General features: G+C 48.6%; 27 protein-coding genes, 2 tRNA genes and 3 pseudogenes. 2 read left to right on the top strand and 30 right to left on the bottom strand.

The annotated features are described in order from the left end of the window. Positions 1-42 precede the first annotated feature (42 nt). The 23 genes from ACQGXV_RS22910 to ACQGXV_RS22800 all read right to left on the bottom strand — a co-directional run bounded on the left by ACQGXV_RS22910 (position 43) and on the right by ACQGXV_RS22800 (position 15,728). Positions 43-693 (bottom strand): HNH endonuclease, encoded by a 651-nt coding sequence (locus ACQGXV_RS22910; RefSeq protein WP_440863193.1) that lies wholly within the window; start codon positions 691-693, stop codon positions 43-45. Positions 694-706: 13 nt separating this feature from the next. Beyond that, a complete protein-coding gene (locus tag ACQGXV_RS22905) occupies positions 707-1,063 on the bottom strand; it encodes an HNH endonuclease (protein WP_440863192.1) in 357 nt (118 codons plus the stop codon). A 62-nt stretch (positions 1,064-1,125) separates the two neighbouring features. Then, positions 1,126-1,428 carry a hypothetical protein gene (locus ACQGXV_RS22900; protein WP_440863250.1) on the bottom strand — a complete coding sequence of 101 codons (303 nt, stop codon included), beginning with the start codon at positions 1,426-1,428 and terminating at the stop codon, positions 1,126-1,128. A gap of 118 nt (positions 1,429-1,546) precedes the next feature. Further along, positions 1,547-2,230, bottom strand: a complete 684-nt coding sequence (locus ACQGXV_RS22895) for a KilA-N domain-containing protein (RefSeq protein ID WP_440863249.1) — start codon at positions 2,228-2,230, stop codon at positions 1,547-1,549. 224 nt (positions 2,231-2,454) lie between these two features. Further along, entirely contained in the window at positions 2,455-2,787 is a 333-nt protein-coding gene (gene lysC, locus ACQGXV_RS22890) for an Rz1-like lysis system protein LysC (protein ID WP_440863248.1), read from the bottom strand. Positions 2,788-3,074: 287 nt separating this feature from the next. Beyond that, positions 3,075-3,602, bottom strand: a complete 528-nt coding sequence (locus ACQGXV_RS22885) for a lysozyme (RefSeq protein ID WP_440863247.1) — start codon at positions 3,600-3,602, stop codon at positions 3,075-3,077. Continuing rightward, positions 3,602-3,814 carry a class II holin family protein gene (locus tag ACQGXV_RS22880; protein ID WP_438815808.1) on the bottom strand — a complete coding sequence of 71 codons (213 nt, stop codon included), beginning with the start codon at positions 3,812-3,814 and terminating at the stop codon, positions 3,602-3,604. The genes ACQGXV_RS22885 and ACQGXV_RS22880 overlap by 1 nt, the downstream gene beginning before the upstream one ends. Before the next feature lie 81 nt (positions 3,815-3,895). Next, positions 3,896-3,970 (bottom strand) — tRNA-Asn (locus ACQGXV_RS22875). 216 nt (positions 3,971-4,186) lie between these two features. Next, the gene (locus ACQGXV_RS22870) at positions 4,187-4,864 is read right to left on the bottom strand and encodes a bacteriophage antitermination protein Q (protein WP_440863246.1); all 678 of its coding nucleotides are present in this window, start codon (positions 4,862-4,864) and stop codon (positions 4,187-4,189) included. 755 nt (positions 4,865-5,619) lie between these two features. Further along, on the bottom strand, positions 5,620-8,307 hold the full coding sequence (locus ACQGXV_RS22865; protein ID WP_440867562.1) for a DUF927 domain-containing protein: 2,688 nt from the start codon (positions 8,305-8,307) through the stop codon (positions 5,620-5,622). After that, complete coding sequence (locus tag ACQGXV_RS22860) at positions 8,307-8,645, bottom strand: hypothetical protein (protein ID WP_440867360.1); 339 nt, start codon at positions 8,643-8,645, stop codon at positions 8,307-8,309. Before ACQGXV_RS22860 ends, ACQGXV_RS22865 begins: the two co-directional genes overlap by 1 nt. Before the next feature lie 15 nt (positions 8,646-8,660). Continuing rightward, a complete protein-coding gene (locus ACQGXV_RS22855; RefSeq protein ID WP_440863245.1) occupies positions 8,661-9,239 on the bottom strand; it encodes a hypothetical protein in 579 nt (192 codons plus the stop codon). Then, positions 9,236-9,568 carry a hypothetical protein gene (locus ACQGXV_RS22850; RefSeq protein ID WP_440863244.1) on the bottom strand — a complete coding sequence of 111 codons (333 nt, stop codon included), beginning with the start codon at positions 9,566-9,568 and terminating at the stop codon, positions 9,236-9,238. The genes ACQGXV_RS22855 and ACQGXV_RS22850 overlap by 4 nt, the downstream gene beginning before the upstream one ends. Next, positions 9,561-9,761, bottom strand: a complete 201-nt coding sequence (locus tag ACQGXV_RS22845; RefSeq protein ID WP_440863243.1) for a hypothetical protein — start codon at positions 9,759-9,761, stop codon at positions 9,561-9,563. The genes ACQGXV_RS22850 and ACQGXV_RS22845 overlap by 8 nt, the downstream gene beginning before the upstream one ends. Continuing rightward, on the bottom strand, positions 9,754-10,641 hold the full coding sequence (locus ACQGXV_RS22840; protein WP_440863242.1) for a hypothetical protein: 888 nt from the start codon (positions 10,639-10,641) through the stop codon (positions 9,754-9,756). The genes ACQGXV_RS22845 and ACQGXV_RS22840 overlap by 8 nt, the downstream gene beginning before the upstream one ends. Beyond that, entirely contained in the window at positions 10,634-11,428 is a 795-nt protein-coding gene (locus ACQGXV_RS22835; RefSeq protein WP_440863241.1) for an ORF6N domain-containing protein, read from the bottom strand. The genes ACQGXV_RS22840 and ACQGXV_RS22835 overlap by 8 nt, the downstream gene beginning before the upstream one ends. A 10-nt stretch (positions 11,429-11,438) precedes the next feature. Further along, positions 11,439-11,939 (bottom strand): hypothetical protein, encoded by a 501-nt coding sequence (locus ACQGXV_RS22830; protein ID WP_440863240.1) that lies wholly within the window; start codon positions 11,937-11,939, stop codon positions 11,439-11,441. Positions 11,940-12,125: 186 nt separating this feature from the next. Beyond that, positions 12,126-12,413 carry an ANR family transcriptional regulator gene (locus tag ACQGXV_RS22825; RefSeq protein WP_440863239.1) on the bottom strand — a complete coding sequence of 96 codons (288 nt, stop codon included), beginning with the start codon at positions 12,411-12,413 and terminating at the stop codon, positions 12,126-12,128. 238 nt (positions 12,414-12,651) lie between these two features. Continuing rightward, entirely contained in the window at positions 12,652-13,254 is a 603-nt protein-coding gene (locus ACQGXV_RS22820; protein WP_440863238.1) for an ORF6N domain-containing protein, read from the bottom strand. After that, a complete protein-coding gene (locus ACQGXV_RS22815) occupies positions 13,247-13,417 on the bottom strand; it encodes a hypothetical protein (RefSeq protein WP_440863237.1) in 171 nt (56 codons plus the stop codon). Before ACQGXV_RS22815 ends, ACQGXV_RS22820 begins: the two co-directional genes overlap by 8 nt. Continuing rightward, positions 13,410-14,576 (bottom strand): hypothetical protein, encoded by a 1,167-nt coding sequence (locus ACQGXV_RS22810; protein ID WP_440863236.1) that lies wholly within the window; start codon positions 14,574-14,576, stop codon positions 13,410-13,412. The genes ACQGXV_RS22815 and ACQGXV_RS22810 overlap by 8 nt, the downstream gene beginning before the upstream one ends. Positions 14,577-14,672: 96 nt before the next feature. Then, on the bottom strand, positions 14,673-14,870 hold the full coding sequence (locus ACQGXV_RS22805) for a helix-turn-helix transcriptional regulator (protein WP_440863235.1): 198 nt from the start codon (positions 14,868-14,870) through the stop codon (positions 14,673-14,675). A 99-nt stretch (positions 14,871-14,969) separates the two neighbouring features. Further along, a complete protein-coding gene (locus ACQGXV_RS22800) occupies positions 14,970-15,728 on the bottom strand; it encodes a protein kinase (protein ID WP_440863234.1) in 759 nt (252 codons plus the stop codon). Positions 15,729-17,167: 1,439 nt separating this feature from the next. Between ACQGXV_RS22800 and ACQGXV_RS22795 the strand changes: the two are divergent. Beyond that, positions 17,168-18,287, top strand: a pseudogene (locus ACQGXV_RS22795) (tyrosine-type recombinase/integrase). 67 nt (positions 18,288-18,354) lie between these two features. Here ACQGXV_RS22795 and ACQGXV_RS22790 read toward each other — a convergent pair. The 7 genes and pseudogenes from ACQGXV_RS22790 to ACQGXV_RS22760 form a co-directional block, all read right to left on the bottom strand. Beyond that, entirely contained in the window at positions 18,355-19,566 is a 1,212-nt protein-coding gene (locus ACQGXV_RS22790) for an IS256 family transposase (protein WP_440863233.1), read from the bottom strand. Positions 19,567-19,711: 145 nt separating this feature from the next. Then, complete coding sequence (locus ACQGXV_RS22785) at positions 19,712-20,686, bottom strand: IS30 family transposase (protein ID WP_440862690.1); 975 nt, start codon at positions 20,684-20,686, stop codon at positions 19,712-19,714. 102 nt (positions 20,687-20,788) lie between these two features. Next, positions 20,789-21,408 (bottom strand): annotated as a pseudogene (locus ACQGXV_RS22780) (IS5 family transposase); the annotation flags it as partial. Between the two features lie 75 nt (positions 21,409-21,483). After that, positions 21,484-21,556 (bottom strand) — tRNA-Lys (locus tag ACQGXV_RS22775). A 9-nt stretch (positions 21,557-21,565) separates the two neighbouring features. Beyond that, positions 21,566-21,697, bottom strand: coding sequence for a hypothetical protein (locus tag ACQGXV_RS22770; RefSeq protein WP_440863232.1), 132 nt, complete (start codon positions 21,695-21,697; stop codon positions 21,566-21,568). 19 nt (positions 21,698-21,716) lie between these two features. After that, positions 21,717-22,562, bottom strand: a pseudogene (locus ACQGXV_RS22765) (IS3 family transposase); the annotation flags it as partial. A 37-nt stretch (positions 22,563-22,599) separates the two neighbouring features. After that, a protein-coding gene (locus ACQGXV_RS22760; protein WP_440863231.1) for an IS3 family transposase occupies positions 22,600-23,759 on the bottom strand; the annotation gives its coding sequence in 2 pieces (ribosomal slippage) (positions 22,600-23,504 and positions 23,504-23,759; 1,161 coding nt in all). Positions 23,760-24,257: 498 nt separating this feature from the next. Between ACQGXV_RS22760 and ACQGXV_RS22755 the strand changes: the two genes are divergently transcribed. Further along, positions 24,258-24,623 (top strand): IS630 transposase-related protein, encoded by a 366-nt coding sequence (locus ACQGXV_RS22755; RefSeq protein WP_440862584.1) that lies wholly within the window; start codon positions 24,258-24,260, stop codon positions 24,621-24,623. Positions 24,624-24,638 lie beyond the last annotated feature (15 nt).

Below are 24,638 nucleotides of genomic sequence, written 5' to 3'. Positions count from 1 at the left end.
TGTAGAGATTTACCCTCCCCCTCCCGCTGATGAGAATCGCTATCATTTGATCGCTTCATGTACTATTTTTGCCAATTTGCGGCTTGGGGGACCGCTGTTGCCAATGCGTGGACTGAATGCTTTGTTGATATCCCATCCAGCATTGAGACGGTACTCAATGGAGTTAGGTGATATGCCGAGATAATCAGCCCATTCATTTAGACACATGGTCTTTCCGTGCACGTTATAGCGTCGGTGTGATTTCTTCCTCATCGTCTGTCTCATCTTTGCTCTACCGCGTTTCTGATTACACACGGGGCAACTGGCAACCAGGTTTGTCAGCTCATTGTTGGTCTTACAGTTATCAAGATGATCGATGTGAAGGGTATCCCAGTTCACAGACTTACAGCACCAGTGACAGCGGAAAGGGCCAGCGCCATGCTTATCGTAATAAACCAAGCGATGTTCATAGACTCGGCTAGTACCACAGGCTAGGGGGTGATTGGGTGCATAGACCAGTAGATAACCACCTGAGTGCTCTAGCTTACCCTCCTTTCTGGTGCTTTGTTTTTCGGTTGAACCATGACGACGAACGCGCATGTAATGTTTCTCACAGTACCTGCTGTTGCGTGAACGGACAGGCACGCCGCAGTTTTCAACTTCGCAAATACTATGGGCGTGCGAAAGCCCTGAATCATTATTTGATTCAGTCATATTCACCTCGTTATTAAAATCGTTTCAGGCGTTCGTGTGCAGTCTTGGCTTTATGGCAGGAGTAACAGATCGACTCCAAATTAGAATCATCATCGGTACCCCCATGCGCCTTAGCGTTGATATGGTCAACCGTCTTAGCCTCTACTGCACGGCCATTGCGTAGGCATTCTTGACACAGATGATTGTCACGCTTCAGGATGCGAGCACGAATGATATCCCACGGGCGACCATAACCACGCTCATGCCTGCTCTTGCCTTGTTGGTGTTGCTGCCAACCTTCATGCCTATGCTTCTCGCAGTAGCCTGAGCGATCAGTTGTTGTGCCTGGGCAACCCCGCTTACGGCAGGCACGAGGTATTAGCGCTGGCATGAGAGACCTCATAAAGAAAAGCCCGGCAGATGCCAGGCTCTAATGGACAGATACAACAAAAGCTATTCGCTCTTTATTAGTTTTACAGGCTTCTCACCCGCTTCAGGACACCAGTTGTTGTATTCGTGAACCGTGCGCATTAATTCGCCGTCATACTTACCAATCTTATCAACCAACTCGGCAAGTAGTTGAGGATCAAACTCTACAATCTCAGGCGGAGTGCGATTGATATTCCCCTTTTGATGCAGGCCGTAAATGGCAGAACGCAGACTGCTAATTACTCCCATGCGTTTAGCGTGAAGCGCTTTGATTTTTTCGCTCAGTATTTTACAGCGTCCGATAGCTTCATAATTCAACGCAGACATTGGACTTCCCCATACCAATCAAGGGTTATATTTTAACTTATGAGCAATAAACAAACAGCTCTGGCGAGAGCGATAATCGTCGAGAACATCGCGGCGAGCGTGAGGAGTTTCCAGCGCATCATGCTGCCAGTCGGTGCTGTTCTTCAATCAATGGCTGACGATGGTTTTTGTTGAATATCCCCATCAGCGTAGCCTTGCGTTGCTCGAAGTCCCATCCCATGCCAATGAATACCGTATTAGCGCGTTGCAGCTCGGTAATGCAGTGGATCTGCTCAGGTGTCAGGTAGTCTCGGATGCTCTCTTTCTTATCTATCTCGTGATAGACGCGGAATTTCGCCGCCGTCATATCAAGCGCGATACGATTAATCAGGTCAGCCTCGTTGCTGAAGTGATGTGGTGATATCTGCTTACCCTGCGCCTCACGCTCATGCTTAATGGCATCAGTCATGGGCTTGTATTCAAGACGAGCTGTATCTCGATAAGAAACGCGAATCTTCTCTTTAGCGGCCAAAGCATCAAATGTGCGAATAACCTGGAGGTTGAACTCGGGGCTTATCCACATGGCGTAGGAATAAACCAATTCCTTGCACACGAATGTACCTTGATTCTTCCCACCCTTTACGGTCGTTACGGGAATTCCCGTATCGCTCAATAAATTAATGAGGTCTTTTGTCTGTTTGAGGCGCATCCAATCATGCGGATCGTTACGACGTTCACCACCCGCCGCCTTGTGTAAATCATTCAGACAATAGCGACCATCTTTATCTTGCTTTACGGCAACATCAGAAATTACTAATTGCATCGTATTTACCTTCTGTGGTGCGAGCCTGTTCGCGTAGACATGGGCAGCCGAGAGCGGAACGATGTGATCCACCGCCCTATCTCAGACTCACACTACGGAAAGCTCTCTAGTGAAGTGCACGCGAATGCACGGTTTGATTTACTTCAGGTACAAAAAAGGCCCGGATTAACCGAGCCTCATTGTTGGGTTTCGCAGCCTTTCCACCTCTTCACAGAGTTGCGCAGCTACTTGTCAGGTAAATTCTTCCGGGATCCTTCGATTTCACGAATGCTTCGCTTGTCGGCGTTACACTTCTCAATAACGGTCAGCAGTTCTTCATTCAGCGCTACGCTCTTACCGTAGGTCATTCGCGGCGTAATTTCCGGTGCTGGGCAGTCCTGTAAGAGTTCAGCGGAGATCGGCACGATGGGTGCCGTTGCGAATTCTGTCCGCGTGCTCTCGCAGCTTGCTAACGACATCATCAGGAACAGGCCGAACAGCACACTCATCAGTCGATAACCTTTCACGGATGTAAACCACGGCATTTTCAGACCGCTGCTGTATCTGCTGTTTTTCATCGTGATTGGCCCGCGTGATGGCGTTGAATATGCGCATCGACTGGATCACATTTCCAGCGATGGTTTCGGCCTGCTGTTGTTTCCGCGCTGCTACTTTGAGGTCTTCCTTTGTGTCACTGTATGCGTCGTGGTAGTAGTAGAAGCCGAATGACAGTGCGGAAATGAGGGCAGCGAGAGCGGCATAGAGATATGGCCTCACGATAGAATTATCCCAGCGAATAAGAACCAACCCCAACCGTCCGATCCATTAAATGCGAGCAATGCGGCACAGACAAAACAGAATACATTCATCCGCCCATCCCCCAGCACGAAAGCTCAGATTCCTGGTCCCGCCGTTCTATCTGCCCATAACAGTTGTTTGAGCGGATACGGCAATCTTTCCCACCGTCCCACATCCAGCGCTTAATCTCTTTACAAGCACCCATCAGATCGCCTGCATTCAATTTGCGGTAGAACGTTGAGGTGAAGCATTTAGCGGGGCCGATGCTCCACGGACAAAACGAGGCAATACCGACTTTTTGCACCTCAGTGAGCGGCACGTTAACGTTGCGGTCCAGCCAATCGAGCGCCTTCTTCTGCTCAATGGCGTCAATCTTTGCGCAACGCTCAGCGGTGAGCTTCATGCCCTTCACGACCGGTTTGCCTTCTACCCACGTCACACCACCGCAAATCGTCCAAATGCCGCCGCCGTCAGGATAAGCGGTTAACCGCATACCCTCTTTTTCCGACTGGAATTGCGCCATCATCACCGGGGCTAATGCGCCCGCAGCGATGAGCGCCAGCATTGCCGCACTGAGTTTGCTTGCTTTTGACATTATTCACCCCGCGCTTCTTTGCGCCTGTCTTCCCTGATTTTAAAATAGAGGTTGGTCAGAAAAGTAAGCAGGCCAAATACCAGGCTACTGAGTACGCCCAGCGCCGCCCATTGTGTCGGCGATACGGTATCGAGTAATTGCAGCATCCAGTAACCGCCGCTTACACCCGATGCGCCGTATGAAACGCCAGTGGTTATTTTGTCCAATTGCATAGCCTCACCGCCGATTTTTCGGATGGCGCTGTGTGATTGAGGGGAAATAAAAAAAGCCACGCCGGAGCGCAGCCTGAAATGTGGCGAGACAGGAAGGATTCGAACCTTCGACCATTCGGTTAACAGCCGAACGCACAACCGCTATGCTTCTGACCCTGAAATAGAAAAACCCCAGCGGTTAACTGGGGTCTTATCGCACATCTTAACCAAACTGATATAGAGGGAACAACAAGCGAGATGTGCGACACAATCATCTTATTCAGCAATCAGTCGCTGTCAATAGTCACGTCAAATTTAAGTAAAGGATTTAAATTTATGGCAGCATATCAAATATGGCGAAAATATAGTCCATAAAGTTCGGTTTTGCAAGCGCTATGTTGCAAAATATGCCAAACGTGATTCGCTTCGCCGTGTTTTTACGGCTAACAATGCGTCACTGTCCAGACATGATACGCAAGCAATCAGCCCCTGCCAGTGATGACGATAATTCTCTGACCACGTTGATTTAGTGACACCAGATAAAACTGCCAGTTCACTATCACTGTAATCAGGACATGCCTTCGGACAGCCACATTCAGACGCATAACGTTGTACAGCTAACCATACCAGAGATTCGATACGACGGCGGGATCTATCTGTTGTCCGCTTGCCCGATAGCGTTTCCCGGTATTCGTTCCAGACGTGCTGGCAAATGATTACCTGGTAGTCGTAGTTCAAATCGTTGCCATAGCAGTACCGTATCCATGCCTCTTGATGGGGTTCAAGATGCCCTAAAGCCCTGCGCCATGAAGCTGTGCTGTAGGTGATAGGGTCTATCGGGGGCATTGGCTTTCTTCTGCTGCGTGTTTCCGTACAGTGCATTGGGTCTGTTGTAGCGCAAACTTTACGTCCCTCAAGCTGAACCAGGCGGGGGCGTTTACGGGTGTGTACCGTTGTTCCGACCATCGCAGCACCGTTAAATGTATCCAGTTGGCCCCTCCCGGTTTGCCGAACGTCTGCCAGTGCGGTACTGACACAGCCACGCAAATATTCAACATATTGCTGATTCATCAGGCAACCCCCATAATTATTTTGACAGCATCAGAAATAAAGGCGTTGAACCAAAAATAATTCAACGTTCATAGCCGATTATTTTTTTATTTTCTGATAGATTAATTATCGCATAATAAATCGCGGTCAGTAAGCCTTACTGGATCTTATGCTGGACAATAAGATTAAGATAAGCCTGCTCAACTTTTATCCCTTTATTTAATAGCGTCTGAAAGTCAGCGTTAATTAGTTTTATTTCAACTGCCGATAATCGTCTATTTCTGTCTCCTTTTGGTTAGGTGCTAAATAATGTATCCCGGCGTCGTCTGCAAGCAGGGTAGGCCAGCCAGAGAAGAGGCTTTTCCTTTGGCTGGCGATGTTGGTTTAGCTGAGGTGCCAGCATCGACGGTAGATAAACTATCTCTTGCCTGAAAAACTTATTTATTTAGATAGGCGAAAAGTGGTGGTTTCAGTAGTTTCAGTGGTTTCAAAAAACACATAGTATTGATTTATAATAGATTTAAAAATAAACTTGAAACCACCATCCCCCATTTTGAAACTACTCCCCCAAACTTTGAAACTACCCCGGCGACAAAGTACTATTTCTTTGCAAGCATATATATTTTTCATTCAGTGGTTTCAAAACCGCCTTAAGTAGTTTCACTGTGGTTTCGGAGGTGAAAATAAAATCATTAAATAACATAATCTTATTAAATATTGTTACATTTGAAACCACTGAAACTACTGAAACCACCTAACTTGCCTCATGTGGAAAACTACTCTTCTTCCTTGGCTGTGAGCGGTATCAGCAAATAGGCTTTTTGCTGAATCCCCCCGAGATGTTCAAGGCGTGGAGTAAGAACCTGATAGCCTCTTCCACTGGCTGGCTTCTTCAACCGTCCTGACTCGTGCAGAGTCTTGGCAAACTGTGCTGGGTCATGTCCTTTCGCCATCTCTTCCTTGAACGGCTTGGGCAGCACGTAGAACACCACAGGGTCGCCATAGCGCTTAGAGACACGATACCCGGCAAGATTGGGGATAATTAATGCCTGCTCATTATAATCCAGCGGAGCAAACCTGCTCATACCATAGGCGCTCAGGAATGCCTCCGCTTGCTCGATTATCTGTTCGCACTCTTTGTTACCCGTCCCGAATGCAGCAATCCATTCATTGAAAACATGCTGTAATGCATCGCGGCAATCCTGCGCATCCCACCCGGTTATGACTTTTCCCATGATCAATGCTGCCTCGATGACGGCAAAACGGTCGGTCACGCGATGCACCTGTTCACCGTAGCTTTCCGGGATAAGTGATAGCCAGCGTCGTTTAGCCTCTTGGTACGCTTCGATAGCTTCTTGCTTACGGGTTGATAGGTATTGGATCCACTCACGACCCGCCGCCCCGTGATGCTGTTTCCACGCGTCTTTCAACGCATCCGCATGCGCCTTACCACTTTCGTATCCGTGTAACTTCGTCGGACGTGTCACCGGGATATTGAGCAACCGCACCAGTTGCCCGGCGTTAACCTTGATACCTGCACTTTTCAGGTAGGTTTCCAGATCACGCTCTCCGGTACTTATTACCGCGGTTTTCCAGTATTTTTGCTCACGGTTGCCGCCTTCCGGGGAACCCTGCAATTTTCCCTTACCGTTGAACAGCGTATAGGCTGCGGTGTACACATGCTTGGGCGCGGCCCCCTGGTCTACCTCATCGAGCGATAGCAGACCGTGGTTATGCGCCTCCGCCTCGTTTGCTACACCAAGTGCCGTGCCGTACCACGTTAACCGCTGGCGCTCTGGCTCACCGTACAGGCTGGCGGCTAAATCCTCCGCGGTCGTCTTACCGGCGGTAGACTGTGCATACAGATGAACGCCGAACCCATCAGCCCCCACCAAGGGCAGCATCGGGGCGGCAAGGGCAACACCCACGGTGAGCATCTGGAAAGGATTACCAGAAGCCAGACGAGCCACATTATCCCGCCAGCTTTCAGGCGTTCCCGCGACGCTGTAGGCTTCTGAGGCGGCGGTGCTTCCGTTAAACAGAATCGGCTGTTCTGGATCCCCGATAATTGAACCATCGGGCATGATATAGGCCCCTTTATGCCAGCCAGAGCGCGGGGTTATGCGCCACATTTCTTCTCCTGCTGAACGTTGCAGCCAGTCGCCGAGCGTTGCCCGCAATCCTGATTTCGTCGTGACATCAACGCCGCCCGCTTTCAGGGTGCGCCATCCTTCACGCTCACCAATGTCAGCAGCCCGTATTGCCCGAGTCACCGCTTTTTGCTTACCCTTGCGCCATTCCAGAATCAGGTAACGCTCTTTTTTATCCTCTCCCTTGCCGATAACCGTGAGAGGCGAGCATAACCACTGCTCCCTGTTAACGATTTCACCACTGTCTTTATCCATTTTAGGCTCGACCCAATACACGCCTTCATCGCGGCTCTCAATCCGGGGCTTAAGCGGATCTGGCGTTTTCTTCGCTTTCTTTCCGCCTTCAATGACAGTTAATGTTGTTGGTGACACGACACTTTCCTCAACCTGCTCTCCCCCCTCCGCTATCAGTATTTCTGGCACCGCTGTACTTGCCACAAAAGCCCGCTGTAGCGCCTCTACGCCGTTCTGTTGGCGGTAATCGTTCCAGTCTGCCTTGTGGTCAGTTGGCGGCACGGCAACCAGGCAACCGGCAGCACGTGCGGCTTCCTCGGCAGCATGCTTACCGACGTTTTCACCCTCCGGGGTCACATCGTTATCTCCGGCTATGATGATCGGCGTTTGGGGCCAGCGCTCCCGCACGACTTGAGCGACAGATAGCAGATTGCCCGCATCAATGGCCGCCAGTATGACCTCAGCGCCACACGCAACCAGACTCAACCCAGTGGCATAGCCCTCGGTGATCACCACGTTATCGGGGTTCTCGGGGATATCGCCGACGGGAATAAAGGCCCCTTTCTTTTTCGTACCCGCGAGTAGACGCTTTTCTCCCGTGGGCCGTATGGTTTGAGCGCCCGTTACCGTGCCTGCCATCGTGCGCAGTACCAGCAGTAGCGAACCATCGTCAAGCAATGGATGGGGGCCTTTCAGCCCCTTATTGTTGAGATAGACGGACTCGTCCCTATGGGTAGCTTTCACCAATGCCGCCACACGTTCAGCTATCGGGCGTAGAGGCTTCTCTTTGGCGGGCTGCTTCTCCGGCAGCGGCATAGACATAACCTCCGCCACCATCGCGGTTGCCTCGGGGGCAGTGCATTGCTTGACCTTCATCACCAAATCCAGCCCGGTTCCTGAGCCACAGTGGGAACACAGGTAAGTTCCACGCCCCTCTAAATCATCAAAGCGGTAGCGGGTCTTGCCGCCACAGCTCGGGCACTCGCTTTCCTTGCGGTTGGTCGATATGCCAAGGCGCTCCAGAATTGGCTCCCAATGGCCGTTTGCCTTGGCGCGGACTTCATCGACAAAGGAGGGCATTATTTCCCCCTCGCGATAACGGTCGCACCCATGTCGTTGACCATGCTTTGCCATATTTCCCGCCCGGCCTTTGTCAGCCGTTTACCTTTCAAGGATTTGGTAAGCAGCGCGATTGCCAATGATTCCCACTGCGGGTAATTCAGCTTCATGGCTTCCAGCCCGTAAGCGTCTATCAGCTCACGCACCCCGGATACACCACCGATAATGTCAACGCGGATGTCCTGCTCACCTGCGTTTACGGTAAACCAATCGCCGCCGTTCTCTTTTTGTATCGCGGCATACACCGCGGCAGAGTACTGGTTAGCCAGCGAATTAAGACGGAAGTCTTTTGTTACCAGTGCCATATTTCCCCCTTAATGTGCGGTCGGCGCTTCCGGCATCCCGGAATCGTAAATTTGCTGAATGAAGCCATCATGCAACTCGGATAGCACTTCGCGTCCCATCTCGGAGAGGCCGCCGTTTTCATCCCGCATGGCGGCATAGAACTCGATGGCGTTTAGCGTTCCCTGTTCCGCGCCGTATTTCTTAATCAACGCCCCCTCAATGTTGTTAGCCATCGCGAAACGTTCAGTGGACAGATAAAGGTTCATTGCGCCATATTCGCCCTGATAAACCGCACATTCGCGGAACTCGCCCGGCCTCCACTCAACCGTCACGGTGCCGTTGGCTTCCCGCTGCTCATGGTTAAAGGCAAAGGCAATCACCCAGCGCCACAGCAGTAGCACGTCATTGTGGGTATAGTCGTAGTCGGACTGCCCCCATTTGCGGGTGATCTCAAACGCCAAATCAAGGTCGTCATCCCACTCACCAGCGTCAAGGCGCGTCATGGTCTCGGCGTAGGGAATAAGGTCTACATGTTCGTACAGGCGCTCGGCGGTGTGCTGCGATATATTGATACCGTCCGGGGTATTCTCGACGTGATAACGGCTCATGCGGCATCCTCCGTTTTAGCTTTGCAGGATGCAGGCAGACCTTCACGGCACCGGAGTTCAAAATCTGCATCGATTTCATTAAATTTGAGCGCTTCAGCAAAGCGCGGGAGGTACATCAATGGTTCAGCGACTGCCCGTAAATCTTCAAGGGCCAGATCATCGCCATATTCCTCACTGCTGCGCGCCCAGAATGCCATGCTGCCCATCGTGCGCAGTGCTGCCATAATGCCATCGAACGCATCGCTGTACTGGTTACGGGCCTCCCTCAGGCTATCCGTGTCCATCTGCTGAAAATCGTGGCGAATAAGTTGGTTGTAGATATCAGCCATGATGTTCCCCCTCCGTCACAGCATCCAACGAGCGACTGATTTCAAAGTTTATGTCACAAGCCAGACTGATTAAGTCGATGAGTACAGGTGAAGATTTCTCATCATTAGCCTTATCAAGAATGACCTCGTACAGCGAACAGGCCACGCTTGCCCGGTATGCGGCGGTATCGAGAGGGATGGGGGTATTACGCATGGTGCACCTCCAGCTTTACCGTCCTGGCTGTGTAGCCGGTTAGTTGTTGTCCATCGATGCGGATGCGTTTTTTCTTCAGTAAGCGGATGTGGTCGGCATAGACATACAGCCATTTACCATCAACGGGGATGCGTTTGAAGCCGAAGCGCTCACGTTCAGATGCCTGCACAAATGGAATAAAAGTATTTTTAGACAATTGGTTATCTGCACACACCCCCACATCTAGCAATCCCTTTCCCCTGATGCGGTATACCCAGAAGCTCTCAAAGCGCCCGGTGATTTTTCGGGTGCGGATGCTTACATACCCTAAGCGGGTCATCAATCGGCTGAATTCAGCATCGTTCCTGAAGATGCCGGTCAGGTAGTCTATAGCGTGCCGATGCCAGCCCAAGCGCTGATAATTTTTGGCGAGGCCCGAATAGCGCTTTGTATCCAGCAATTCGTACTTATCCGATTGGCGTGGGTTCTGAAATATCAACCAGCCATCCGTTGCCTTTCGCCGCACATCTGGATTGATTTGCAGGGCAAATGTTAATAGCTGCTTGCCATTGCGCCGCTGCTCAAAATGGGTACATGCGGAGCTACTAATGAGGATATTCAGACAGTAATCATCAAGCTTACGTGAATGCACAAAAGACAATAAATTCTTACCTTTCAGTTTATTATCTGCACATACCCCCCAGTGGTACTCATGTGATATCTTGCCGCTTCCTGCCAGCCCGGTATCGCTATCAGCCTCATGCACAGAGACGCCGGAATGCAGCCAGACAAGGCCGTTACCGTTATGCCGCAAGCCAAGGTCGGTCAGCGTGCATATGCCGTTGTTGATGGGCACCCAGTCACCAGAGATGACCTGACGGCGTAATGTTGCGTTATACATGGTGCACCTCACCAAACAGTTCGGGCAGATTGATACCGTGAACCGTTATCCACGCTTTAGCAGGCCATGCATTGACGATACCGTAACGTGCATCCGGGACGCGGATGACCGAGACATCATGCTCGGCACACCATTTGCGCAGCGGACGCCACGGGTATTCCTTGCCGGTTTTGTTCATCACTGCCAGCACCGTTGCGTGTTTGGTACATTCACCCAGACGGGCTGCCAGCTTATTGCGCTCCCGCACGGCTACAGAAGCGGTTGCCATCGCGCTTGCTTCACGGCGGCTGCCAATCTCCGCTTTGGTGCGGATAGCTTCGTCACGCTCGAAGGAAATCAGTTGTACGACCTTGCGCTCTTCACCCCATGCGATCGCCGCTTCCGCCGGGTCAAGGAAATTCGGCAAGCCGAGTTCGACGGGGGATTTTTGTTCGCGTAAGCGGAAGTAGTTATCCTCCAGCGCCTCATACCATTCCCACGCTTGGTCGGTCTCGAGCATCTTGGCGTGACGGGAAGCGCCGCGCTCAGTCCAGAGGGTGAGGGTGCGAGATTTGGATGAAATTTGTGCGTCGATTATTTCGACGCGCAAAGTGTTAAGCTCTTCCCCATCAATTTGGAAGTAATGCTTCCCTTCAACAAAGCGAGACTTGTTGTTGTTGAAGTTTTGACGGATGTTCTGAGTAGTTGCCCGATACCCCTGAGCCAACAGCTCAGTCGTAATCACACGCTGGCTCTGATATTCGATAACAGGCAGTTGGGTATTCTGAATAGTGATAATCTGGGTCATGATCCTTTCCTTAATGAATTTGTTTAGATTTAGGTGTGTCGATAAATGAATCCAGCATTTCTTCGGCGCAGGCGATTAACACTTCGTCGATAAAGTCAACCAGCCAAGGGGATGTGCTACGCTTCCGATTAATTTCATCCCGTTTATAAAATTTCATGACGGAAAGATATTTATCCTCGGGATCCTCATCTATCAGGACATCTTCAATCTGCGTCTTGAGCAGCTTTTCAATCACCGGCTTGTCGATTTCCACCACAATATTTTCATGACAAAAAATAAATTGTCCGTTTGGGCCACGACCAAATCGTTTAATACACTCACCGATATAGTAGAGTGCAGCACAGGACCTTAGTTGAATGCTGTGAATTTCCGCGAACTCTAATTGCTGTTCGCGTGTCAGTGGGCGTTGTTTTTCTCCCGGCTTCATATCAATTAACCATTGAGGGATATCTACACCGCTCTTTCTGATAAATTCAACGAGTTCTTTTTCACTCATTTCATCAATATTCATGGATATAATTCCTGATTAATTAATAACCCTTACGTTCAGAGCAACGCTTGATGGCGTTAATGCAGATGTTCTGCTTTTCGTTCGAGGGGGACAGCGGGACGGCTCGACGCCACAGCGTGACAGCCCGGCGGTAAAGCCCTCTGCCCTCCAGCCTCTCAGCGGCCTCTGCAAGGCATGTCCAACCGTTCATGAGGCGTTCTCCTCGCAAAGATGGGCTTGCAAAGCTCCCCCGATGACTTTCTTTTCTTTTTTCTCAGCATGTAATCGCTGAGCTTCCAGCTTCAACAGCCAATAACGTTCGTCCAGCGAATGAAGTTTATTGTTTAGCGTTACCCTTGCCAAAGCATATGCCTTGTTTTTAGGATTGTTGGCATATTCTGCCGCCCGCTTCCATGCGTATTCAGCTACTTTGTACTGCCGTTGTTTTTCCATCTCTACGGCATGATTGGCCTCTTGATAATAGAGTTCGTTCATCGCATATCCTGTATTTAGTTAAGGGGATCCCCTGCGGCTATTTCCGCATCATTTAAAATAATTAATTCATTTTAAGTATTAATGCCTGCCGCTCATGGCACCCTGTTTTATTTTATTTAGACATCTTCTCCTTTGGACGAAAGGTGAATTTCGCCACCCGGTTAGAATACTCCGTCCGTATTTATATTCCCTAAATGTTAGTAACGATCAAACTATTCATACCCATAGATATAAACAGTTAGGTGTTATTTATCACCTTGACAAAATCACTCAAGTCGCAAATAGAAATCTGGTGCAGGTCAATTAATGTCTTTATTGCCGGGCGTATCTGCTTTAATTCCTTGCGGCGTAGGGTCATGGCGGCACTACCGGGCTTGCCGTGACCATGAGAGGATTCCTTTTCAGCCTTGGCAACAATATGCTGGGCTTTCTCCGCTGGCATTTGGCGTAGCTCTTCGAGGCTGTGGATCTCGACGTGGCGGAGTTCGCCCAAGGTGTTGCTGCGGAAGTAGACTTCGACCATCTGGCGCTGTACATCCCAAGAGAGATCATCACTGAATGATTTGGTCAGCATCAAATAACCGAACTCTGTGATGAGGATCCCTTTTGAGGAACGAGCGGGGAATACCCCTTCCAGCGACCTCGTATGTTTAACATACGTGGTCACGTCCAAGAAGTCTCGGCCTTCTATAAAACGATGGCGGTTACGATTAAACGTTACACGAGCTGTTCCTTTCGGACGTCCATGCGCCTTATCGATCATGGAAAAGGTGACGACGCGCTTACCTTGGTACTCGACTACCGGCATAGCGGTGTTCTGGATGGCGACGAAGTTAGACATGTGCCACCCCCTGCGCTTTCTTGGCGGTCGATTCAATGACACCTATAACTTCATTACCTAATGCGCGCTCATATTCATCATCGGTAAGGTGCGCAGCGGCAGCGGCTAATGCCTCTATTTTTATTAAGGCGTCAAGCGGCGCTAATGTGATTTCTTCACGCATGTGCCACCACCTGAACTGTAACGATTTCCGTTATGGTTGAAGGTGGGGCGATGTTAACTCCGCCTTGGGTGGTGGAGATTTCCTCTATGCCTTCGACGGGCAGCTTTGGCGACTGGGTACGTTTAACGTTCTCAGTGAAGTACTTCACAGGTTGACGCCCAGCCCATATCAGGCGGCTGTCTTTGAACATGGCGATGAAAGTGCGGCGATCTTGACGTGTGAACGACACTTTGCCGTAGGGCGTGGTCTCGTAAAACGGGACGATCCAATATGTTTCTAGAAATTCAGGGCGAGCTTGGGTAAAGCTCGGCTTGTCCTTGCCGATAAGGGCTGTATAGTTACGCATAGCTACCTCGATACTTGCGTTATCGTTGGTGGTCAGAGGCCCGGTTAGTGTTGTCGCACTGCCGGGCTTCGGTTTACTGCAAGTCATACAATGAAGTACATTGTCAACTCTAGAGCAGGCTACCTCATAGGAGTTGACAATGTCAACATTAGAAAAGAAAGAACGCAATGTTGTCCAGTTACGGTTAGATAAAGATTTGTCAGATCGACTATCTATTGCCATGCGAGAAGATGGTGATGACAACAAATCTGGCTGGGTCAAGCGCTTGTTACGCCGTGAACTAGATAGAAGAGACATCAAATCCAAAGACTGAAGCAGCGGCTGGCATTGAGCGAAGCTGGTAGCTTGCAAGTGAGAATTGTGGTGTAATTCGTCCGATTCTCCAGTGCAGGAAATCAAGGATGTGGGAAGAAGGGCTGGACTAACCTCTGGCCCTTTTTCTTTGCCTGTCGTCTGCACAAATGCCGAATATGCCTTTATATTCAGTTGGTTATCTGAGCGTAAGCCCCCCATGTAAGCGGAAGCTAACCCATTGATTGGATTGCGAGAGGTCACAGTGACCTCCGGCATGGGGATCTGGTACTGACGATATTTTGCGATCGCCCGTTTTGGCGAACTCAAATTGGTGTAACCTACTGCATCCTCCGATGTCATCGATACAGTGACCTCGGGGTAAGGCTTTGATTCCTCCGAGGCCGTCACTTTGAATTGGCAAAATATTAAGCTTAGTAGGCCAGTCGGAGGATAGTTCTTTCCTTGGCTGACTTTAGGTTGAGTCCGTTCGCTACCAGTTAAGACAGTTAATTTTTTCATGATCGGTTATTCTCAGTTAAAGCGATGTATTGCTATCGCTGTTCTATTCGGATAATTAGCAAGCACATGTAAAAACGCACACCCCGTGTTTGCCTATTAGTTGCACTCCCCACGAGACTCGGTGATGCGCTCTTTAATCCACTCATCAATTTCACTCTCAATGAAAGCGACTGAACGCAAGCCTGTCTTAATGGGAGAGGGGAAACGTTTTTGGCTGATCAGGCGGTAAATCCATGCCTTACCGAACCCGGTACGGCGCTGGACTTCTGGTAGACGTATAAGCGTTTGAGACATTTTTGCTCCTGTTTGTCTGAGTTAACAGGAGTGATTAAAAAGCTTTTTGGAAGAGAGATCATCCCAATAGGGGTAAGATTGGCCCCTATTGGGGTAGTGCTATTCTTTTATGCTTCGATTTGCTGCAGCAAATTTTGATTCCAGGTTTGTTGAACTAATGCCATATATACCCTCATAGTACGCTAGCAAAGCGCTGATGATCGCCCCTTGGCTAGTAAAGATAGAGTGCTTTTGTCCACCAGATGACGTACCTAAAATTAAATTAACAAGAGCTCCAATAATGTTTGAGTAAGCTTTTTCGGTTCTAGAATCTAGGGCATAGGAGCCAGTATCCACCATTTTCTTCAATGATTCATTGATCCCCTGTAAGTGTTCAATAGTGGATTTTTGCTCACGAAAAGTTTTTACAGCATCGTCCAATCTAAGGCTCAGCCGTGTCTTTTCAGCAAGTAATGCTTGATAAGCATCAACTGTTATTCCCGAATGTAATTGTCTTTCTACTTCATCAAATAAAAATGCTGGCTTTTGGTTAGGGTAATATTTTGTGATCCATGCTTTTAAATTATTGTGGGCAATAGTTAATCTGTGTTTGGCAACTAGCTCCCCATCAGATACTGTCCTTCCATCACGGCCATATGGGAGTTCATGATTCATAGTGGCAGACAATATTTTTTCAGCATTAACGCGCAAACACGGCCATTGAGGGAAATCCCTGACTCCTGGCAATGTGGCATCACCAACTTTAGTAAGAATCATCACCTCATGAGCAATGAGGTTACACCATCTTAAAGCGGCTTCTAGTGGTGTGTAGTAAGCTTTTTCGAGCGAACTGCAACTTTTGGAATTATAACCTGACAATTATCGTCACCTCACGTCCTCTAATTTTAGATCGGCTATGTCAGCCCGTAGAGGTGTCCGGATTTTCGGAGATCAGCCTAGACATAGCCTATTCATCTACTGAAGTCTACCAACTGGCTATACATACAGCAAGATTGCAATACTATTAGTGATCAGCGTATTCCGTTAGCATAGGGACCAGCCAAGGAAGGGGCTTTTCTGCTAAACCATCGGCTTTGTTGAATAATTTAACCGTCTGATTTACATCTTCTTTAGTTAGAATGCATTTACAGAGAATGTATTTTGTTAGAACGACAAATCAAATAGTTAGCACAATAAAAAGCATTCCGAGAGGAAAAATTAGTCGTTGAAATGGCTTTGTTGAATAATTTAACCGTTTGATTTACATCTTCTTTAGTTAGAATGCATTTACAGAGAATGTATTTTGTTAGAACGACAAATCAAATAGTTAGCACAATAAAAAGCATTCCGAGAGGAAAAATTAGTCGTTGAAATGGCTTTGTTGAATAATTTAACCGTTTGATTTACATCTTCTTTAGTTAGAATGCATTTACAGAGAATGTATTTTGTTAGAACGACAAATCAAATAGTTAGCACAATAAAAAGCATTCCGAGAGGAAAAATTAGTCGTTGAAATTTTATAATGCTTATATAAATCAGTATCTTAAATTATTCAACAAAGCCAAACCATCCCCCCCGATGCCACATAGCCGCCATTACTGATAGATACCGCTCCTGTTCAGTGGTTTCAAAACCGCCTTAAGTAGTTTCACTGTGGTTTCGGAGGTGAAAATAAAATCATTAAATAACATAATCTTATTAAATATTGTTACATTTGAAACCACTGAAACTACTGAAACCACCTAACTTGCCTCATGTGGAAAACTACTCTTCTTCCTTGGCTGTGAGCGGTATCAGCAAATAGACTCTTTGCTGTATGCTGCCTAAGTGCTAAAGGGTAAGGATCAGCACTGGTAGCGCTTTCCTTTGGCTGGTTTCTTCAAGCGTTGGGATTTTGCTACATACCGAGTGTGCCTCGAGAATGGTTTTGCAGGAATTAAGTTCAGAATCTGTTCCTATTGCGGACTTCATATTTGTATAATATTTAAACAATAGACCTCGATAGATTTCTATAGCTCAGTGAAGAAAGTGAGACAGTAATTCTTTGTATTATACAAAGCGACGAAATTTCAAAAGGGGCTTTAAAATGGGGCTTAATTTTAAATTAAGTTAAAAAATAATATAAAACATAATACTTATTAAAGATTCGATTCCTGCTGGGGACACCATCAGTAAGTTCTATCACTTCCTGCAACGTTCTCAAAATCCCTTTAAAACCAATACTCACGTAAATATGACGTTCCGTAAAGTAATTTGACAACCGCTATGCTTGATGGGTAAAAAGTGGGTAAATGTTTTTTACCCGAAGAATTTTACCCATGCTAACCGTCAAGCAGATTGAAGCAGCCAAGCCGAAAGACAAACCTTATCGCCTGCTGGATAGCAACGGGCTTTATCTCTTTGTGCCTGTGAGTGGTAAAAAAGTCTGGCAACTGCGTTACAAACTGGCGGGTAAAGAGAAGGTTTTTACCGTGGGTAAATATCCGTACATGTCACTGCAAGAGGCAAGGGATAGGGCTCACGACGCGAGAAAGCTGATTGTCGATTATATTGATCCAGTTAAGTCAAAGCAAAATGACAGCGAGCCAGATTCTTTCTCCGTAATTTTCAGTGAATGGTATGAGCACAAAAGGCAGGTATGGTCGGAGGGCTATGCGTTAGGGTTTGAACGCATGTTCAGAGATGACATTATTCCAATCATCGGGCACCTCAAAATGGAAGAGATAGAGCCAATGGTGGTGCTGTCAGTGATACGCAGGTTTGAAGAGCGTGGAGCAATGGAACGGGCAAATAAAGCACGTCGGCGCATTGGTGAGGTGTTCAGTTACGCAATAAGCACAGGTCGAGCAAAGTACAATCCGTCTCCTGACCTTGCGGGCGCAATGCGAGGATACAGAAAAGAGGAACTTCCCGTTCCTGCCGGCAGAGCAGATACCAGCATTTAACGTAGCTCTTGCGACATACTCAGGCAGCACGGTTTCTCGCATTGCCACGCAGGTATTGCAGTAGACAGCCATGCGAACCAAAGAACTCCGCTCGATGAAATGGCGGTACGTCGATTTTGAAAACATGATGATCACAATCGAAGAGGAAGAGATGAAGAGCAGGAAAATTCATCTTGTGCCAATGTCTACCCAAGTGGCCGCATTGCTGCGTACTCTCAAGCCGATCACTGATATCTCTGAATTTGTTTTTTCTGGCAGGAACGATAAAAAAAAGCCGATCAGCGAAAACGCTGTGCTACTCGTCATCAAACAAATCGGCTATGAAGGGCTGGCTAGCGGGCACGGATTCCGGCACCAGTTCAGCACAATACTGAATGAGCAGGGATGGCCCGCTGATGTGATTGAAAAGCAATTAGCCCATGCAACCAGCGGTACTATACGCGGCATCTATAACCACGCCCAATACCTATACAAGCGCAAAGAGATGATGTAGTGGTGGGCGGATTGGATAGGTTAGCATCCTGAGTCTGTAAAGAATTTCGTGTAAATGGCTCCATCGCTTAACCGGAAATCCGATCTCCATACATCAACATGAATTGGCTCATAGCAGGTTTCCAGTCTCTGATTGGCAAGGTCCATTTAGCAGAGATATTATGCAAGGCTAGATAGAGTAATTTTATCACCGAGTCATCCGTTGGAAATATTCGTCGCGTTTTCGTTATCTTGCGCAATGAAGCATTTAACGACTCTATCGCGTTGGTGGTGTAGATAACCTTGCGAATCTCCGGCGGAAAATCAAAAATGACGATGAGACGTTCCCAATTATTTCTCCACGATGGGCTGATCGTCGGGAACTGCTCATCCCATTTGGCCGCGAAGGCATCCAGGGCCTCTTCAGCGCCCTCTAGCGTTGCGGAACTATAGATAGTGCGGAGGTCAGCAGCAACGGCTTTACGCTCTTTCCAGCCGACGTAGCGCAGCGAGTTCCGCACCTGATGCACGATGCAGAGCTGTACCCGCGTATGCGGGTAAACAGCTTCAATGGCATCAGGAAAGCCCTTCAGGCCATCGCAGCAGGCGATGAAGATGTCCTGTAGCCCACGATTTTTCAGTTCTGTCATTACAGATAACCAGAACTTGGCCCCCTCGGTTTTAGCTATCCATAGCCCCAGCAGCTCTTTTTCGCCCTGGCCGTTGATGCCTAGAGCCAAGTAAACAGACTTGTTGGTCACGGCTCCGCCGTCCTGGCTTTTGACCACAATACAGTCAAGGTAAACAATGGGATAAAACGCATCCAGCGGCCGTTGCTGCCAGCGCTTAACGTCATCCATCACGGCATTGATCACTTGAGAAATGAAGCTAGCGGAAACATCGACCCCGTAGACTTCTTTAAAGTGAGCCTGAATATCACGGGCTGATAGCCCTCTGGAATAGAGAGAAATAATGCGGTCATCGAAGCCGTTAAGCTGCTTTTCGTGCTTACCGATCAGTGTCGGCTCGAAGGTACTGTTGCGGTCGCGCGGAATATCGAGCTCGAGCGCCCCATTTTGGCTACGTACGCTCTTGGATGTCTTGCCATTGCGGGAGTTGCCTGAATTATTACCAGCCGCGTCATGCTTAGCATACCCAAGGTGTATCTCCATCTCAGCTTGAAGAACCCGTTCCGCCAGTCTTTTAGTCAGCACCTTGAGTAGGCCTGATTCACCCAGAAGCTCCTGAGGGGAGTGGCAATCCTGAAGCAGTTGGTCAATAAGTTCGTTGCTGATAGGCATTTTTTGTCCTCTGAAGGTTTTCCTCAAAATGCCATTTACACAGATCTTTTTACACTCTCGTGAGCGTCCATCTGAAGCCAGTTTTTCATTTGATTTTCGGGGAATAGCCCCATTCCCAGTCGAAACGCAACAAAACGGTAGGGCATTATGCCGCCTGTAAGTGCGTTAAAAATACCTCATTTGGAGAACGATAACCCAGCGATTTTCTGCCTCGCGTATTGAGCAGGTGTTCGAGTGCTGCAACCTTGCGATGGGTGACATAATTGAAGTCCGTTCCCTTCGGGTAAAAACGCCGTATCAGCCCGTTGGTATGCTCATTCAACCCGCGTTCCCAGGAATGATATGGCCGGGCAAAGTAGACCGGTGCCCCCGTGACTTTTGTAATTTCCCCGTGCTGGGAAAATTCAGAACCGTTGTCAGCAGTCAGGGTTTTAAACTCGCAGAAGGTATTGGCAACGATGTCCCTGAAGGCCGCTACCACTGTCTCTGCTCGCTTGTTGGGCAGTTTGCGAATGATGACCAGCTTGACGGCTTTATCGACCACCGTCAGCAGGAATGATTTCTGATCTTTGCCAAAGATGGTGTCAATCTCGAAATGCCCGGGTTCCTGCTTGAGGTCAGCAACGGCCGGCCGCTGCTCAATGCCAACACGGTTGGGAATAGGACCGCGTTTGTTCTCATCGGTCTGATAGTTATACCGTTTACCCCGATGAGGGAGCTGCTGATACAGCTCACCGCCGGCCCGGCGCTCCTGCTGGATATAGCGATAGAGCGAGTTCTTGCTGACGGACAGGCCAAATTCCAGGACCAGGCGCCCACTGATGACCTCAGGTGAGGTGTGGGTAGACAGCGCCGTTCTGATAAAGTCCTGAATGTGCGGTTCAAGCTGGTTAATCACGCTGTCCGGCCGTGTTTTCTGCCGCCGCCCTCTGGCCAACGTTTCGGCCCTTCTGCAGGAATAGACCCCGTTGAAAGCGGCGTCGGTATTGCGTCTGAGTTCCCTGCTGATGGTAGAACGAGGAAGCTCCAGCTCCCGGGCGATGGTGGCCTGGTTAACCCCATCACCACGCCGCTTTTCGATGTAGAACCGTTCTTTGTGAGTCAGATGTTTTCCCTGCATGCAACGGGATCTCCAGTAGGGCCAGAACGGTGATTTTATCCGACTCTGGCCAGTGGGTCACTTTGTTGCGTTTCGAGTGGGAATGGGGCATAACCTCTCTTATCCCTTTTTTTTCAACTTGTTACGGAGTGCATTGCCAGAGTAGGCTTTGTCAGCCAGTACCGCATGACCACGACGCTTCATGCTACCGTTCTGCCGTTGCACGCCAATGCCGTCCAGGAGTCGTAACGCGAACAGGCTTTCGTGAGCCTGCCCAGCACTCAGTACGATATTTAGCGGGATGCCGCTTCCGTCAGTCGTCATGTGGATTTTGGTGCCATAACCACCTCGTGAGCGACCCAGGCTGTTATCGTTGGTAATATCGGGATGTTTTTTTGAGCGCCAGCCGCACATTTGAGCGCACGGATATTGCTGCCATCCAGCGCAGTGGCTGACCAGTCAACAAGTCCATGAGCATCAAGAAATGAAAGTAACCTATTAAAAATAATGTTAATAACTCCAGACTTTGACCATCTATTGAAACGGTTATAAACGGTTTTCCATGGGCCGTAACGTTCAGGTAAATCACGCCATGGGGCACCTGAACACAGTATCCAGAACATGCCGTTGACGATTTTGCGATGTTCTGCCCATGGCCGGCCTGCCTGAGGAGATGTCAAAACGGTTGGTAACAAGGGCTCAATGATTGCCCATGCTTCATCAGAAAGATCGTAGCGAGCCATAATCCAAAGTGTCTTAGAAACAGATGGATACTATAGCTCAAGCAATTAAGGGACACAGCCTAATCCCCAATATTGTGGATTGTGCAGGATTTGAACATGCGACCGATGGATTAAGAGTCCACAGCTCTACCAACTGAGCTAACAATCCGTAGTGGCATCACATTTTGAGAATGGCAGCAATGATGCTGACGGCGGCGGCCACCATTAGCCCAAGCCGGATGGTCATCTGCATGCCAAGCTTCTCAAATTTATCATTAATTTGTATTAGTCGCGACTTGATCTGACACATGACCTTGAAAGTGTAGTGGTCAACTAAATTTGGCCACCCTACCTGACTGTTGATGGAACAGCCGTTCTGATTCATTTGGTGTTAACCCACCGTTATACCAGTGAGGTCTGACATCGCTATAATAATGGGTTATGTAGCGAATAATGGATGATTGAGCAGTACTAAAGCTTTGGTAGCCAGTCGTTGGCACCCATTCAGTCTTCAGACTACGGAAGAATCGCTCCATCGGACTATTATCCCAACAATTTCCTCTGCGACTCATACTTTGGGTCATCTGATAACGCCACAATGCCTGCCTATACTGACGACTGGTGTAATGGCTTCCTTGGTCACTATGAAACATGACTTGTTTGGGATGCCCACGCAGTTCCCAAGCCATTTGTAGTGCTTTGGCTGTTAATTCTGAATCTGGCGAAAACGACATTGCCCAACCCACGGGTTTTCGGGCAAATAAATCTAATACCACCGCCAGATACGCCCATCGGTCGCCTGTCCAAATATAGGTTACATCGCCGCACCAAACCTGGTCAGGCTTGGTAACAGCGAACTGCCTATTGAGCAGATTTGGAATATCAATACGTTCATTTCCACCGCGGTTGTATTGATGTTTTCTTGTTTGGCAACTAACGAGGGTTAATTCTTTCATCAATTTACCCGCTAACCACCGCCCAAGTTTCACGTCGTGTGTATTGGTAACCATCGTGGCGATAGTCCTTGCGCCCGCAGACCCGCCACTAACGTTCCACGCTTCGCTGACCAGGCTACGTTTTATCGTCCGCTCAATATCTGGCTCCTTAGGTCGACACCAATAGCGATAACTGCTTCGGTGAACATTAAAAATACGACACAACGCTTTCACTGGATAAAGCGCTTGATCTGGCCCAGACTTGGTGGACACGCCCTTAAGAGAGGACTTGTCGTTCAAATACCATCGGGCTGACATAGCCCAGCGTGCTATGCCGCCGTTTCTGATTGTAATCCACCTCAATGTAGTTAAACACCTCAGATTTCATGGTTTCCCGGTCAGGAAAGTGTTCGCCGTGGATCAGCTCCACCTTCAAACTGTGAAAAAAACTTTCAGCACACGCGTTATCATAACAGTTGCCTTTTCCACTCATGCTACATGTTAATTTACTGATTTTAATTAACTTCTGATAATCATCAGAACAGTACTGACTGCCACGATCCGAGTGGACGATGACGCCCTCTGGGGAACCCCGTCGGCTCAGGGCCATCTGCAGGGCATCGCAGACCAGGCCCGACTTCATCCTTACCGACATTGACCATCCCACAACGGCTCGTGAAAATAAATCAATTATTACAGCCAGATAAACCCAACCCGCTTCCGTCCATAAGTAAGTGATGTCACCGACCCATTTCTGGTTCGGGGCTGATGCTGTGAAATCCTGCTGTAGCAGATTCGGCGCCACCGGACGATTATGCTTCGAATCTGTTGTCACCCTGAATTTTTTTGCCGCTTTCGCCTTCAGCCCCTGCCGGCGCAGGCTGGCAGCGATGGTTTTGCGATTGTAATGATAACCGGCATCCTGCAGGTCCAGGCGCAGCCTGCGGGCACCGTTGCGTCCTTTCTGTTCCGTAAAGGCGCTGGCTACCCGGGTATCGCAAAGCTCCCGTCGCTGCTGTGAAACCGTTTTCTGCCCACATCGTCGGCTCCAGGCATAAAATCCGCTGCGGCTGACGACCAGAACACGCGCCATAGACTTAACCCGAAACTCAGCCTGATATTGTTGCATAAAGACGTACCTCACTTCAGGCGTCTGGCGAAGTACGTCGCGGCCTTTTGGAGGATGGCTAACTCCTCAGCCTGATCAGCCAGTTGACGTTTAAGCCTGACAATTTCAACAGATTGCTGCTGTTCACGTTCGGAGCAGGATAGCGCCATTTGCTGTTTTTTACGCCAGGCATAAAGCTGAGATTCGTGAAGATTCAACTCACTGGCTGCTTTGGCTACGCCAATCCGCTGAGCAAGTAGCAGAGCATTCTCCCGAAACTCGTCCGGATAGCGATTGTTGCTCATTTTACGACCGTTCGATTGAGTCATTTTCCACCTCTGTCAGCAATTTTACTCACTTATAGCCAACCGACTTAAAAATGATTACAGCCGATGCCCTGATATGTGGCAAAGAAGCATAGCTGGCTGTTATCAAAATAATGTCGCTTAGCTATAACAGCGTGTCCACGATCTCTGGGCCGGATCAATCTGAACCGGATGTAATCTGACAGACACCTGTATAAATAACCGGTAACTGTCAGATCAGGTCTGAGCTAGGCTGTGTCCCTTAATTACGTAACCGGGCGTAAAACAAGCGGATGCAGCCCAGTTTCACCATTGCTAGATAGTTTCTTGCCGTTTTTTCATATAGCCAACCGACTTAAAAATGATTACATCCTATGCCCTGATATGCGGCAAAGAATCATAGCTGGCTGTTATCAAAATAATGTCGTTTGGCTATAACGTGTGGCAATCCGTCTATATTCCTTTAAACGGCCAAAACATCTTTCTATAGCTAAACGACTTAATTTTGATTACATTATTTAAATGAGCTATTCAATTGATTTTAGGCGTAAAGTGATATCTACACGGAAAAACGAAGGGTTGAGTATCCGAGAAACAGCGAAGCAATTTCGGATTGGCCCTGCCTCTGTATCGCGTTGGATTAATCAAATAGAGTCAAAAGCATCGACCACGCGTCAGCGAAAGATCGATAAATCCGAGTTGATAAAAGATGTTGAACAATATCCAGATGCTTACCAAAAAGAACGTGCAGAGCGTTTTGGCGTTTGTCAGAAGGCCATTTGGCAAGCGCTTAAAAAGCTGGGATTGACCTATAAAAAAAACTCTACGTCATCCGAAAGCCGACGAAAACGCCCGGCAGGGATTTCAACAAAAAAAACAACAGTATGAAAAAGAAGGTAACCT

Source organism: Symbiopectobacterium purcellii, assembly GCF_052050035.1.
GTDB lineage: Bacteria > Pseudomonadota > Gammaproteobacteria > Enterobacterales > Enterobacteriaceae > Symbiopectobacterium > Symbiopectobacterium purcellii_A.
This window is presented reverse-complemented; position numbering and strand designations above follow the sequence as displayed.